This is a genomic window from Streptomyces sp. NPDC007025 (genome assembly GCF_042869455.1).
Lineage (GTDB): Bacteria > Actinomycetota > Actinomycetes > Streptomycetales > Streptomycetaceae > Streptomyces.
Genome location: NZ_JBIAFT010000008.1, coordinates 1 through 13277 on the forward strand (window position 1 = coordinate 1; position 13277 = coordinate 13277).

Consider the following 13277-nt stretch of genomic DNA (forward strand, 5'->3'; position numbering starts at 1 on the left):
ACGTGCCCGGCGTCCAGGACGGTCTGCACCCGGCCCACCCACGCCGGCTCGGGCGGCATTCTCTGCCGGGTGGCCTCGTCCACCACGTAGTCGCCGCGCTTTGGCCTCGGCCGACTCGGCACTGCTGCCTCAGTGGATCTCACCGTGACTCCTTCGCTACGTTCCGTATGTACGCGCAACGTAGGGCGGGGTACAACGGAAGCGAGCACGCAAAGTGCGTGCCTTGGCGGGGAGTTCTCCATGGAGACTGGCATCGGCCGACGCATCGCCTACTGGCGCGATCGACGCGGACTCACGCAAGCAGACTTCGGACGTCTGATGGGACAGTCCCGCCGCTGGGTCCAGGATCTCGAAGGTGGGCACCGGCAAACCGACCCCCGCCTGTCCGTTCTGGAACGGGCGGCCGAGGCCCTACGCATCCCCCTGGAACGACTTGTGACCGACCCCGCACCTGAACCCCCTGTTCAGGACCTCCCCGCTGACGTGGCCGCGCTCGTGGATTCCTTGCACACTCCCACCCGCGCGGGGAACGTCGTGTCCATAGAAGACCTCAAGCGACGCGTCACGTTCTGCTGCCAGGCGTGGGAGTCGTGCCACTACACGGCCGCCGCCCGGGACCTGCCCGCCGTGCTCGCCGACGCCCACCGAACTGCGACCACGAGCGAAGAAGCTGCGGTACTGCTATCCCGCGCCTACCAACTGACCGCGAGCCTGCTGTTCAAGTACGGGGCTCTCGCCCGGACTCCCGCCGTGCTCGCTGCGGAGCGGGCTCTGATCGCTGCGAAATCCTCTGGCGACCCCGTGGCAATCGGTGCTGCTGCACGCCGCGTCGCTCGCGGCCTGATCCATCAGCATCGGCACGCTGCCGCGTCTGACTACGCGACCACAACCGCCGATACGCTGCGCCCCGATCTCGAACGAGCGGGGCCGGCCGGGCTGTCCACACTGGGGATGCTGTACCTCGTCGCCGCAGTGGGTGCTACAGGCGGTGGCCGCACGCCCCAGGCCGTCTCCGCCGCGACGGACCGGCTTGATGAGGCCAACGAGGTAGCCCAGCAACAGGGCGAAGCGGCGGCCGACTTCACCAGCTTCGGCCCGACCAACGTGGCCCTGCACCACGTGGATGTGCTGCTGCGGCTGGACGACGCATGGTCGGCAGCTGAAGCAGCTCAGGGGATTGACCGCGCTGCGGTATCCAGTCTGGGACGGGAGCGGCAGGCTCGTCACCTGGTCACGACTGCACGCGCTTCAGCCTTGACTCGACGGCGGGAAGACGCTCTCCGGGACCTGCTGGAGGCAGAGCGGCTGGCTCCGCAGGAGGTTGCGCGTCCGTCCGTTGTCCAGTTGGCTGGTCAGCTTCTGGAACTGGTTCCGTCGCCAGGCCCTGAGTTGCGCGGCCTGGCACAACGTTGTGGACTCCCGGAATGACACGGCCCGTTCTGTACCTGATTTCCTGTGCGGCAGGCCCTGCCCAGCACATCGACGACGGCGTTCGCGCTGCGCAGGGCGCCGGATGGGACACCTGCCTCATTCTCTCGCCGACGGCCGCGAGGTGGTGGGAGCCTCGCATGGCGGAGTTGGAGGCGCTCACTGGGCACCCGGTACGGCACCGCTACACGCTCCCCGGCGAATCAGGCGGGCTACCGAAGGCGGACGCGATGCTTGTGGCGCCGTTGACCACGACGAGCGCCTGCAAGTGGGCGGACGGCATCACTGACACTCTGGCCCTGGGGATCCCCGCAGAGGCCGTGCATATGGGAGTGCCGGTCATGGCGGCGCCCTTCTGGTCGACAGCGCTGGGCGGCCAGCCTGCTGTGGGCCGCGCTGTGGCGACGCTGCGGGAGCAAGGCGTTCGGGTGGTCTTTGCTCCCGGCGAGCCGCATCAGCCGAAGCAGGGTAATGGGGAGGAGTTCCCATGGGCGCGGCTACTCGGCGCGCTCAATGGTGGGCTTTGACCCAGCCGCGGGGCCCGTCCCTCGCCTGACCAATGCCAGGCGAGGGCCACCCCGCGTCAGTCGTGGGGGCGGGCGCAGGTGTAGCGGGTGAGCCGGTTCCCGTCGGAGCGGTACTCGTCGTACTCGATGCGGCCCTCGGCGTCGAACAGCGAGCTGTAGCCGACGAACAGGGCGGCCGGCCGCGAGCGGATGCCGAGAAACTCGGCCTCCTCGTCCGTCGCCACACGGGCACCGACGAGGTCCTGGCCGTCCTCCCACGCCCAGCCGGCCTGCTCCTCGATCGCCTTCGGCGTGCCGCCGATGATGCGCTCGGCCTGCACGAGGCTCGGCACCCGCTCGGCCAGCTCGCCCAGGAACCACGAAGTCCAGGAGCTGACTGGCCCGGACTCGTTGAAGGTGACGCGGTGCCGGCGGACGACGTTCGCGCCCTGTCGAGGCGTCAGCGGCCGCGGGGGGCGTACATGATGACGGCCATGCCGGCGAGGCAGATCAGGGCGCCGATGATGTCGTAGCGGTCGGGGCGGTAGCCGTCGGCGGCCATGCCCCAGGCGAGGGATCCGGCGACGAAGATGCCGCCGTATGCGGCGAGGACGCGGCCGAAGTGGTCGTCGCTCTGGAAGGTGGCGACGACGCCGTACAGGCCGAGGGCGACGACGCCCGCGCCGATCCAGAGCCAGCCCCTGTGCTCGCGCAGGCCCTGCCACACCAGCCAGGCCCCTCCGATCTCGAAGAGGGCGGCGACGGCGAACAGGGCGAGGGAGCGGGCGACGAGCACGGGAGGGACCTTACTGGTCGGGCGGGGACGTTTCCGAGTTCCGTGCCGGACACGGGAGGCGGTGGGGCGGGTTCGGCCCGCAGTCTCGTGGCCGGGCCGGGTGGGGACCGGGAAGGACAGGAGTACGGCTCAGCAGCAGGCGCACCCCGGCCCGCAGCCACAGGTGTCGAGTGCCGGGCGCTTCCCGGTGGCGTCGAGTGCCGGGTGCCGTCCGGCGGTGTCGGGTGCCGCGGCCGGGGCGGCGGGTGCGCAGCAGCCTTTGCCCTGCCAGGCGTCGCGGCCCTCTTTGACGGCGAGGGCGGCGACGGTGAGGGCGGCGACCGGGTCGGCCCAGGTCCAGCTGAGCAGCCAGTTGGCGAGCAGGCCCAGCAGGACGACGGCGGACAGGTAGGTGCACAGCAGGGTCTGTTTGGAGTCGGCGACCGCGCTGGCCGAGCCGAGTTCGCGCCCGGTTCTGCGTTGTGCCGCGGACAGGAACGGCATGACCGTCAGGGACAGGGCGGCGAGGAGGATGCCCGGGATCGAGTGGCCGGCTTCGCCGCTGCCGGTCAGGGTGTGTAGCGAGTCGACGGTGACATAGAGCGCCAGGGCGAAGAAGGAGAAGGCGATGATGCGCAGGGCGCGCCGCTCGCGGGCCTCCCGGTCCGCGTGGTCGCGGGCGGAGAACTGCCAGGCGACGGCCGCCGCGGAGGACACCTCGATGACGGAGTCGAGCCCGAAGCCGATCAGCGCCGTGGAGGAGGCCATGCTCCCGGCGGTGAGCGCCGCGGCGGCCTCGACGGCGTTGTAGGTGAGGGTCGCGGCGACCAGGAGGCGTATGCGGCGGGTGAGGACTTCGCGGCGGGCCGGGCCGGGGCCGAGGGACGTCGCGGCCATTCAGCAGCAGCCCTTCTCGACGGCGTCCGGGCAGGTGCGGTCCGTGTGGACGGCGACCACGGTGGTGCGCAGGTCGTCCAGGGCGTGTCCGAGCCGTGCGTCGGCCAGTTCGTAGCGGGTACGGCGGCCGTCCGCGACGGTGGCGACCAGTCCGCAGTCGCGCAGGCAGGCCAGGTGGTTCGACAGTCGGGTACGGGAGATCCCGAGGGCGTCGGCGAGTTCGGAGGGGTAGGCCGGGGCCTCGCGCAGGGCGAGCAGGATGCGGCAGCGGATGGGGTCGGCCAGGGCGCGGCCGAACCGCGCCAGCACGTCGATGTCGGCAGCGAGTGTCAGCACTTTCCGAATAGTACACAAGAAGCTGAATTCATGGAATCTTGAATCAAGACGCTCGCCGTGGAGGCCTGCTGTTCCGGTGCCGCGCCGGGCCCTGGTGAACTCGGCGGAGGCGGGACGTCGTTCGCGGGTTGCGGAGGCGCCTCACACCTCTTCATGGCGTGACGTCCATCACAGCGTCGCGCGGGTCAAAAGGTATGTGCGGGGCGATACCTCCTGGCCGACATAGGAGTGTTTCCAGTGCTCTGCTGGACATGTGTGCTCCGGTCCGGATGGTTTCGCGGGCCGGGGTGTCCTGGTGCCCGCAACCAGGTGTTCTGACGGCGTGACAGCTCTGTCGAGGACGTGTGAAGCCGCACCAGCACGCATTGCCGCGCACCGCAAGCCGGGTGCCGCCGCCGGGCACCTCGCGGGGGCCGAACGCGTGTTGCTCCCCGACTTCGGCGGGTCTAAGAATGTCGCCCTGCAAGACGCCCCCGGTGGCTCGTGCACGCCCTGGCGTGCGCTTCGCCGGACCAAGGGGGAGAGGGCGTGCCGCGCGATCACGAATGAGGTCAGGCATGAGCAAGCACCGCAACAGCAAACGGAAGCACCGCCGGAAGATAGTCATCGGAGCCGTCGCCGTCGCCGCCCTGGGCGTGCCCTCGGTCGCCATGGCCTGCCTGGACCGGCAGGACGACAAGGGCTCCCAGGCCGCCGGCGAGTCGACCGCGCGGCATCGCGGTCACGCCGCCGCGGACCGGGACGGCGACGACGCGGAGCACCGCGGCGGCACCTTCACCCATCGCAGCGACCGTTCCGAGCACCGCGGCGACCGCTCCGAGCCGTCCCACCACACCACGGCCGCCCCCACCCGCGGCGCATCGGCCAAGCCCACGAAGAAGGCACCCACCAAGCCCACGGCTCCCGCCTCCACCGCTCCCGCGTCGACCACGCCGCCCGCGCCCTCCGGTTCCTCCGGTCTGGAGGACCAGGTCCTCGCGCTGGTGAACAAGGAGCGCGCCAAGGCCGGCTGCAAGCCGTTGACGGCGAACGCCAAGCTGACCAAGGCCGCCCAGGCCCACAGCGAGGACATGGCGGCGCACAAGAACATGTCCCACACCGGGTCCGACGGCTCGTCCCCCGGCGACCGCATCGAGCGCGCCGGATACTCCTGGAGCACCTACGGGGAGAACGTGGCCTACGGCTACTCCTCGCCCGAGAGCGTCATGGAGGGCTGGATGAACAGCTCCGGCCACCGGGCCAACATCCTGAACTGCGACTTCGAGGAGATCGGCGTCGGTCACGCCCAGCCCGGTCACTACTGGACCCAGGACTTCGGCACCGGCCGCTGACCCCTCGCAGCGGGGCGGACGCCGGGCCAGTCAGGTCCGGCCCGGCCCGAGGTGCGCCGGTCGCCGATCGGCGCACCCTGCGCGTTCCGGGCGAGGTCAGCCGTCCGGCAGGGACGAACCGCTCAGCCACGCCGGCAGGGGGCGGTAGACGGTCAGCGTGGTGGCGGGCTTGTCGATGAGCAGGCTCGGGGCCGCGGGTGCCGTCTCGCCGTCGTACGAGCACAGCGTGCCGTCCGGTATCCCGGCCAGGTGCAGTCGGCGCCCGCGCGCGGCGGCGTGGACCGGCGAGCGGTGCAGGACCCCGGCGAGCGAAGAGGCCACCAGGCGGGTGCGGGCCCAGCGGCCGGCCCGGACGAGGTGGATGTCCAGCATGCCGTCGGCGAGGTTGAAGCGCCGCGCTCCGCCGGGGCCGCCGCCGACGGTGTGGTACGAGCAGTTGCCGATGAACAGCAGCCACAGCGACTGCGGACGCCCGTTCACCCGCACCTCGAACGGGCGCGAGTGGCGCAGCACATGCACCGCCGCGGCCAGCCCGGCCGCCCACGGTCCGACGCGGTGCCTCCAGCGGTCCCGCACCTCGACCAGGTCGCCGTAGGCGCCCAGGCTGAAGGTGTTCACGAAGTAGCCGGGTTCGTAGTCGGGTTCGGGCTTCTCGGCGCTCTCCGCGCCCCGCCCTCCGGCGTCGTGCCGCACCGCGGTCTGCGCGAACCGGTGCGGCGGCGCGAACCGGGCCAGGTCGACGGCGATGGCGTGCCCGGAGCCGACCGCGTCGGCCAGATCGGCGCAGCTGCCGATGCCCAGGTCGAGGGCGAGGTGGTTGAGGGTCCCGCCGGGCAGTACCGCGAGCGGCACCTGGTGCGCCAGCGCGGCGCGGGCCGCGGCGCTGACCGTGCCGTCGCCGCCGAACACGCCCAGCGCGCCGCCCTCCTCGGCCGCGCGCCGTGCCTCCTCGCCGAGCAGGTCCGGCAGTTCTCCGGCGTCCGGGTCCCAGTGCACCACCCGGGCCTCCGGCAGGGCCTCGCCGATCTCGCGTGCGGACGCCGCCGACCCCGAACCGGGGTTGACCACGACCGACAGACCGCGGCCCGCGGGCAGCGCCGGCGCCTCCACCAGGGGCTGCGCGGGCGGTACCTGGCGCCGCGCGTCAAGTACGGCGCGTACCCCGAAGGCGGCCGCGGTGCCGATGGCCGCGCCGGCCAGCACGTCGCTGGGGTAATGGACGCCGGTGTAGACGCGGGAGAACGCGACCGACGCGGCGACCGGCAGCACCACCGCGCCCCAGCCGCGCGACTCCAGCGTCACCGCGGTGGCGAACGCGGCCGCCGAGGCCGCGTGGCCGGAGGGGAAGGAGGTGCTGGTCGGCAGCCGCTTGAGCCGCCGTATCACCGGTACCTCGTCCAGCAGCGGACGGGAGCGGCCGAAGACGCCCTTGCCGACGGTGTTGACCACCGCGGAGGTCACCGCGACCGACGCCAGTCCGCGCAGCGCACCCCGCCGGGCGCCGGGCCCGCCCACCCCGGAGAGCGCGATGGCCGCCGCGGTGCCCAGCCACAGCTTGCTGTGGTCGGCGGTGCGGCTCAGCCGCGGCAGTACGTGTTCGCCGCGCGGCCAGTGGCGCTGGGCGACGCTGCGGAAGAGGGAGCGGTCCCAGGCGCTGAAGGTCCTGCTGAGGGAGGCACGTACTCCTTCGGTGCTCCCGTCGGCACCCGTCGCACCCGCGCCCCGGCCGGCAGCCATGCCTGTGCCGACTGCCCAGCCCTGGCCCCGGCCCAGGCTGTCGGCCAGGCTCCGGCCCAGGCCGCCGGCCAGGCTCCGGCCCGGGCCCGAACGCGGGCCCCGGTGGCGGTGCGTCTCCATCTGCGCCCCTCGCTTCCGTCATGTCCGTCATACGTCACGGGCGAAACTTCTTCTGCCCAGTGCCGCACGGGACACACCGGATCTCAGCGTGAGGGAGGAGGGAAGCGGCCGGTCTCACACAGTGCGTACGCCCCGACGACCAGCAGCGGGACCGCCGCACCCAGGGCCAGCCCGGCCAGTACGTCGGTGGGCCAGTGCACCCCGAGACCGACCCGGCAGATCCCGGCCAGCAGACTCAGCACGGCAGCGCCGGTCCACAGGGCGACCCGGGCCACGCGGCGGGCGAGCCGCTCGGCGAGCACCCAGGCCAGGGTGAGCAGCACGGCGGTGGCGAGCACCGTGTGCCGGGAGGGGAAGCCGAAGCCGCTCTCCTGGATCTCCCACAGCTCCGCGGGCGGCCGGGCGCGGTACGCGGCCTGTTTGGCGGCGGTCGCCGCCACGACGGCCAGCGCGGCCGAACCACCGACCAGGACCAGCGGCCGCCAGGACGCGTCCCGCCACGACAGCCAGAGCGCCAGCAGCACCGCTGCGATGACCAGCGGCCCCTCCGCGGCGTGGGTCAGGTACGTCATCGGTCCGTGCAGGGCCGCGGCGTACCGGTGCTGCACCAGCGCGTTCAGCACCGGCCGGTCGAGGAAGCCCGCGTCGGCGTGCAGCACCAGGAACGAGGTGGCGGCGAACAGCAGCAGGCTGGCCAGCAGCGCCGCGCTCCATGGCAGGAAGCGCACCGCCTGCCGCCGGGAACGCTCGCGGCTCCTGCCGCGCAGCGTCGCGCTTCCCGCGGGAACCGGCGCCTGGACGGGCGCCAGCCGTTTGAGGATGCGGCCGGGGGCGAGGGGTTCGGGCGCGTGCGTACCGCCGGGGGAGTCGGAGCCGGGCGGCTCCAGGACTCCGGGCGATTCCGGGGCCGGGTGCAGGGCTCCGGCCGGGGCCAGGATTCCGGTCGGCTCCGGGGCTCGGGACGGGTCCGGGGCTCCGGTCGGCTCCGGGGTTCCGGCCGGAGCCATGTGCCGGGACGGCTCCGGGGTTCCCGTCGACTCCAGGGAAAACTGCCCGCTCATCGGTGGGCTCCTCCTGCGGCTGGCGCGCGATCTCGTCACCCTCAGTAGAACCGCCGCTGCTCAGAGGTGCGAGCGGGGAGCCGCCGGCCGGGTGGCGGTACGGGCCAGGTGCCGCCGGCCTCCGGCGGGCCCCGGACGACTCAGTCGGGCAAGTCGACCCAGTCGGACCGGCTGTCCTGGCCGGCCGGCTCAGACGTCGAGGGCGAACGCCGCCGTCAGCAGGAAGCCGCCGTCCGCGGTCGGTCCCGCGTGGCAGGCACCGCCGAGCAACAGGGCGCGTTCGCGCAGGCCCAGCAGCCCGTGGCCGCCCTCCGGGTAGGTCTGGGTGCGGGTCGGGGCGGTCGGCGGACTGTTGCGTACCGCCACGGTCAGCCGCGCATCCGCCGTCCCGGAGTCGCACACCCGCACCGTGACCCGCACGTGGGCACCGGGCGCGTGCTTGCGCACGTTGGTCAGCGCCTCCTGGACCGTGCGGTAGGCGGCGCGCTCCACCGCGTCAGGGAAGACAGCGCGTGGTACGGAGCCGCCGTCCTGGTCGTCGGCGTCCTGTCCTGCGCTGCCGCTTCGGCCGCCGCCGTCGCCGTGGCTGCCGGGCAGGTCCAGCGTCACCTCCAGTCCGCTCTCCTCCGTCAGCGCGGGCAGGTCGGCCAGCCGTGGCGGCGCGGCCGACCCGCTTCCGGCGCTGCGGCCCGCACGCAGGGTGCCGACCATGTGCCGCAGCTCCGTCAACGTCCGGACGGCGAGTTCGCGTACGGTCCGCGCCAGGTCCCGGGAACTGTCCTGACAGCACGTCATCTGGAGGGCCCCGGCCTGCACACTGATCAGGCTCACCTGGTGGGCGACCACGTCGTGCATCTCCCGGGCCAGTTGCTCCCGCTCGGTGGCCACCACCCGTTCGGCCAGCAACTCCGCCTCCCGGTGCCGGCTCTCGGTGAGCTCCTGGACGCGCTCGTCCAGTTGCCGCCGCGTACGTGTCCAGCGCCCGAACACCGCCGGTGCCGCGCCCTGGACGCACGAGTCCAGCATGTCGAGCAGGCCCTGGCGGTCCGCCGTGGGGACGAAGCCGCCGAGCGGGTGGGGGATGTAGTGCGCCAGCGCCAGCGCCACGGCTCCCGCCACCGCGAGTGCGTTGCTGGAGCGCCGGGAGGCGACCGTGTAGAGGGCGATCATCGGGGCGAACCAGATGTAGCCGATGTACATCCCCGGCAGCGTCACCGCCAGGACGGTCACCGGCAGCCGGCGCCGCAGGAGCAGCGCGAGCGCTGCCGTCACCGACACGCCCAGCTCCGAGCCGGGGCGCACGCCGTTGACCAGGAACGCGTCGAGCAGGCCGAGCGCCACCGGAAGGAGGAGCCCCAGCACGTGGCGGTGCGCTGCGGCAGCCCCGGCCGCCTGCCGGTGGGCCGGGGCGAACCCGGGGGCGAGCCTGGTGGCGGGACTCACGGCACGGCGCCGGAGGGGCCGGTGGGGTTGCGGGTTTCGCCGGGTTCGAGGGGGTCGCAGGTGTCGCCGGTCTCGACGGTTTCGAGGGGGGCGGAGGTGTCGCCGGTCTCGATGGAATCCAGGGGATCGGAGATGTCGCCGGCTTCTCGGGTCTCCGGGGTCCCGTGTCGTTCTGGTTCCCGGCGCTGTACCGCTGCCTCGCGCTGTTCCGATTGTTCGCGCCGTTCGGCTGACAGGCATCCCACGAGTCCGGCCCGGTCGGCCAGTACCGCGGCCTGGACGCGGTTGAGGCCGCCCAGCTTGGCCAGCAGTGCGCTGACGTGGTCCTTGACCGTGCCGTGTGCCAGGTTCAGCCGCTGTGCGATGCCGCTGTTGGACAGCCCCTCGCCGACCAGCGCCAGCACCTGCCGCTCGCGGCAGGTGAGGCGGGCCGCACGGTGTTCGGCGTCCGCGCCGTGCCGCCCGCTCAGATAGCCGCCGATCACGGTCGACGTCACGCCCGGGGCGAGCACCCGGCCGCCGCCCGCCAGCACCCGGACGGCGTGCACCAACTGCTCGGGTGCGGTGTCCTTGAGGAGGAAGCCCGCGGCACCCGCGTGCAGCGCGGCGTCCAGATACTCCTCCGCGTCGAACGTCGTCAGCATCGCGGTCCGCGGCGCCTCCGCGTCCGGATCGGCGTGGAGCCGGCGCAGCACGGTCAGCCCGTCCACGTCCGGCATCCGGATGTCCAGCAGCAGGACGTCCGGGCGGTGCGCCAGCACCGTGGCGACCGCTGCGCCACCGCCGCAGACGGCGACCACCTCGATGTCCGGCGCCGTCCCCAGGACCAGTCGCAGCCCGGAACGCACCAGTTCCTCGTCGTCCACGACCACGACCCGGATCACCGTCGCGCTCCTTGCGTCCTGTGCCTGCTCCCTCCCGGTCCGCTCCTCCCCGCCCTCCGGAGAGGCTACGGCAGGGGCACCCTCAGCCCGTGCGACCTGGAGAGGAGATCGCGCGTCGGTCACCCCGCCGACCGGCGGGGTGGCGGTGCGCCGCGCCCGTCGGGGGACCGCCCGGCTGCCCGGCTCGCTGTCCCGGCCCGGTGCCGCTGCCCCGGCCCGGTGCCTGTGCTCCGGGCCGGAGCCTGCTGCTGCCCGGTGTCCGTGCTCCGGCCCGGTGCCGGGTGCCGGTGCTCATGGCCTGGTCGCGGTACCGATGACGTGGGGAAGGGGCGGGGTGACCGGGGTGGGGGAGAAGCCGAACCGGTCGAGCCGCCGCACGGTGAATCCGGCGGACCGGACGAGCGCCTCGGTGTCCCGGGCTGGGTGGCAGCCGCCCCCGACCCGGCGCCACAGCGGCGCGACGGCCTGCTGGAGCAGCGCGCCGAGCCGGTTCCGCGACCGCACGTGCTCGTAGAAGCGCAGCTGCCCGCCGGGACGCAGCACGCGGGCCGCCTCCGCCAGCGCGGCACCGGGATCGGCGACGCTGCACAGCACCAGGGAGAAGACGACGGCGTCGACCGTCCCGGTGCCGAGCGGCAGCCCGCCGGCCTGCCCCGCGACGACCGTCACGGGCACCGGCGCCGCATCCGCCGAGCGCCGGGCGGCGGCCCGCAGGGAGTCCTCGGGTTCGAGGGCGACGAGTTCGGTGACGGCTTCCGGACAGTGCGCGAAGTTGCGCCCCTGACCCGCACCGACCTCCAGCACCCGGCCGCCGAGTCCCTCCAGCAGGAGCCGCCGGTGTGCGGCGCCGCCCCGGCGGTCCGCCGCGACGGCGATCCTGAGGTACTGGCGCGCGAAGCGCGGATGCTGGAGGTCCTGCCTGCTGGGCGCTGTGGTGTCCGGATGCACGGGGGCTCCTGTGTGGCTCGGGTGCGCTGCCGCCGCCGCACCCGACTGCTGTCCGCGGAGTACCGGCCGCTCCGTGGCGGGCCGCCCGCGGTGGGGCCGCCCGCCCGCGGCGGGCCGACTCCCCGCTGGGGGGCCGGGTGGCCGGCTCCGCCCCGGGGGCGGCCGCGGCGGTGGACGGTGCTCCGGGGTTGCGACAGCCGTCGGGCTACATGGCCATGGTTACGTAGTGGAGCACCGGCTGCGGCACCCGGGCAAGGGGCCGGGGCGGAGCCGGGCACCGAAAGAGTGACGCCGGGCCCCGTCGGCACCGTCCGTCCCGCTCCGTCGGGGCCCGGCCGTGCCGCCGTCAGTCGTGCTGGGAGCCGGACGGGAGTTCGCGGATCTTCAGGTCCTTCGCGCTGTCGGACCCGAACCCGTGGTCCAGCAGCTTCGCCGCGTCGGTGTAGCGGTCGTCGCTGTCCAGCACGGTGCCCACCAGGGTCCTGCCGTCGCGGGTGGCCGCGAAGACCAGGCACTTGCCGGCCCGCTCGGTGGTGCCGGTCTTGATGCCGACGGCACCGTCGTACGCGCCGAGGAGCTGGTTGGTGTTGGTCCAGGTGTAGGTGCGGGTGCGGCCGTTGGCGGCGGGTGCGTCGCCCTTGTACCGCTTGGTCCCGACCACCTTGCGGAACGTGCTGTGCCGCATGGCGTGCCGGGTCAGCTTCGCCAGTTCGGTGGGTGTGCTGGTGTCGCCGCGCGTGCCGTCGAAGGTGTCGAACGCCGTCTTGCGGAGGCGGAGTTGCCGTGCCTTCGCGTTCATCTTCCGCAGGAACGAGTCGACCCGCTCCGCGCGGGTGTCGCCGGTCCCGTAGGTGTCGGCGAGGGCGTAGGCGGCGTCGGCCCCGGAGGGCAGCAGGGAGGCGTAGAGGAGCTGGCGGACGGTGACCTTGTCGCCGGTCTGGAGATCCGCCGTGCTGGCGTGGTGCTTCGCCACGTAGTCGCGGTACTGCTTCCGGACCGTCACCCTGCGATCGAGGTCGACGCCGCCGGTGTCCAGGACCACGGAGGCGACCATGATCTTCGCGGTGCTGGCCATCGGACGTGCGGTGTCCGCGGCCTTGTCGAACAGCGCGGCACCGCTCCCGCCGTCCACCAGCGCGGCCCCCTCGGCGGTGACGCTCGGTGCCGGATCGTCGGACGTGACGGCCCGGGCGACCAGTGGGGAGAGAGCGAGCAGCGAACCGCCCACGGCGACGGCGGCAACGGTCTTGCGTGCGTTCGTGATTCTGGCGGTCATGGAAGCGCTCCGGCATCTGCGGGTCGGTGGGGAGCTGCGGTGCTGTGTGCCGCGTGCCGCGTGCCGCGTGCCGCGTGCTGCGCGCTGCTGCGGTGCGCCCCGGCGATCGAGTCGGGCACCCTCGTTCGATGGCGGGACCGGCAGGAAAGTTCACGGCCTGTGGGCAGGAGCCGTTGAACGCCGCACGGCCGGAGGGCCGGATCGGCCACGTCCGGCAGGGCGGGCGCTGTGGTCCGTACCGGGTGGTCCGTGCCGCCAGCCGGTCCGCAGGCGCCGCGCCTCTTGAGCATCTGTCGTACCGGGAGCGTCAGGGGTGTGACATCTGTCCATGGTGCGGTGGCGGGGCCCGCCCTACCGTCGGAACGCGAGCCCCCCGTCGGCCGATCCCGGCGTTCCGCGCTCCTCGTCCGTCGTTTCTCGTCGTCGACGCACCCCTGCCGCGCTTCTCGCGCGTACCGGAAGGAACCGGCCCACCCCGCCGGTCCGGCCCCCGCCCGCCCTCGACCGAGGTGCGGTGAAGCCGCACGGCCGCCCC

The 13277-nt window shown here is 73.3% G+C and carries 13 protein-coding genes; 3 read left to right on the forward strand and 10 right to left on the reverse strand.

Features of this window, described 5'->3' with window-relative positions; genetic code table 11:
- Positions 1 to 240: 240 nt before the first annotated feature.
- Together ACFYMO_RS16690 and ACFYMO_RS16695 are read left to right on the forward strand one after the other, a co-directional pair.
- Complete coding sequence (locus tag ACFYMO_RS16690; RefSeq protein ID WP_366774138.1) at positions 241 to 1428, forward strand: helix-turn-helix transcriptional regulator; 1188 nt, start codon at positions 241 to 243, stop codon at positions 1426 to 1428.
- On the forward strand, positions 1425 to 1955 hold the full coding sequence (locus ACFYMO_RS16695) for a flavoprotein (RefSeq protein ID WP_366774137.1): 531 nt from the start codon (positions 1425 to 1427) through the stop codon (positions 1953 to 1955). Before ACFYMO_RS16690 ends, ACFYMO_RS16695 begins: the two co-directional genes overlap by 4 nt.
- A 56-nt stretch (positions 1956 to 2011) precedes the next feature.
- On the opposite strand, the gene ACFYMO_RS16700 is transcribed toward ACFYMO_RS16695, so the two are convergent.
- From ACFYMO_RS16700 to ACFYMO_RS16715, 4 genes are all read right to left on the reverse strand, one after another.
- Positions 2012 to 2287, reverse strand: coding sequence for a hypothetical protein (locus tag ACFYMO_RS16700; RefSeq protein ID WP_388547035.1), 276 nt, complete (start codon positions 2285 to 2287; stop codon positions 2012 to 2014).
- A gap of 107 nt (positions 2288 to 2394) precedes the next feature.
- Complete coding sequence (locus ACFYMO_RS16705; RefSeq protein WP_366774136.1) at positions 2395 to 2730, reverse strand: YnfA family protein; 336 nt, start codon at positions 2728 to 2730, stop codon at positions 2395 to 2397.
- A 129-nt stretch (positions 2731 to 2859) separates the two neighbouring features.
- Positions 2860 to 3606, reverse strand: a complete 747-nt coding sequence (locus tag ACFYMO_RS16710; RefSeq protein WP_388547038.1) for a cation transporter — start codon at positions 3604 to 3606, stop codon at positions 2860 to 2862.
- On the reverse strand, positions 3607 to 3942 hold the full coding sequence (locus ACFYMO_RS16715) for an ArsR/SmtB family transcription factor (protein ID WP_388547041.1): 336 nt from the start codon (positions 3940 to 3942) through the stop codon (positions 3607 to 3609).
- A 557-nt stretch (positions 3943 to 4499) separates the two neighbouring features.
- Here ACFYMO_RS16715 and ACFYMO_RS16720 point away from each other — a divergent pair.
- Entirely contained in the window at positions 4500 to 5273 is a 774-nt protein-coding gene (locus ACFYMO_RS16720) for a CAP domain-containing protein (RefSeq protein ID WP_366774133.1), read from the forward strand.
- 96 nt (positions 5274 to 5369) lie between these two features.
- On the opposite strand, the gene ACFYMO_RS16725 is transcribed toward ACFYMO_RS16720, so the two are convergent.
- From ACFYMO_RS16725 to ACFYMO_RS16750, 6 genes are all read right to left on the reverse strand, one after another.
- Complete coding sequence (locus ACFYMO_RS16725; RefSeq protein WP_388547044.1) at positions 5370 to 7130, reverse strand: bifunctional phosphatase PAP2/diacylglycerol kinase family protein; 1761 nt, start codon at positions 7128 to 7130, stop codon at positions 5370 to 5372.
- Positions 7131 to 7213: 83 nt separating this feature from the next.
- Complete coding sequence (locus ACFYMO_RS16730; RefSeq protein ID WP_366774131.1) at positions 7214 to 8191, reverse strand: phosphatase PAP2 family protein; 978 nt, start codon at positions 8189 to 8191, stop codon at positions 7214 to 7216.
- Between the two features lie 189 nt (positions 8192 to 8380).
- Entirely contained in the window at positions 8381 to 9634 is a 1254-nt protein-coding gene (locus ACFYMO_RS16735; protein WP_366774130.1) for a histidine kinase, read from the reverse strand.
- Positions 9631 to 10518 (reverse strand): response regulator, encoded by an 888-nt coding sequence (locus tag ACFYMO_RS16740; RefSeq protein ID WP_388547048.1) that lies wholly within the window; start codon positions 10516 to 10518, stop codon positions 9631 to 9633. Before ACFYMO_RS16740 ends, ACFYMO_RS16735 begins: the two co-directional genes overlap by 4 nt.
- Before the next feature lie 291 nt (positions 10519 to 10809).
- The gene (locus tag ACFYMO_RS16745) at positions 10810 to 11466 is read right to left on the reverse strand and encodes a class I SAM-dependent methyltransferase (protein WP_366774128.1); all 657 of its coding nucleotides are present in this window, start codon (positions 11464 to 11466) and stop codon (positions 10810 to 10812) included.
- Between the two features lie 346 nt (positions 11467 to 11812).
- Positions 11813 to 12742, reverse strand: a complete 930-nt coding sequence (locus tag ACFYMO_RS16750) for a serine hydrolase (RefSeq protein WP_366774127.1) — start codon at positions 12740 to 12742, stop codon at positions 11813 to 11815.
- Positions 12743 to 13277 lie beyond the last annotated feature (535 nt).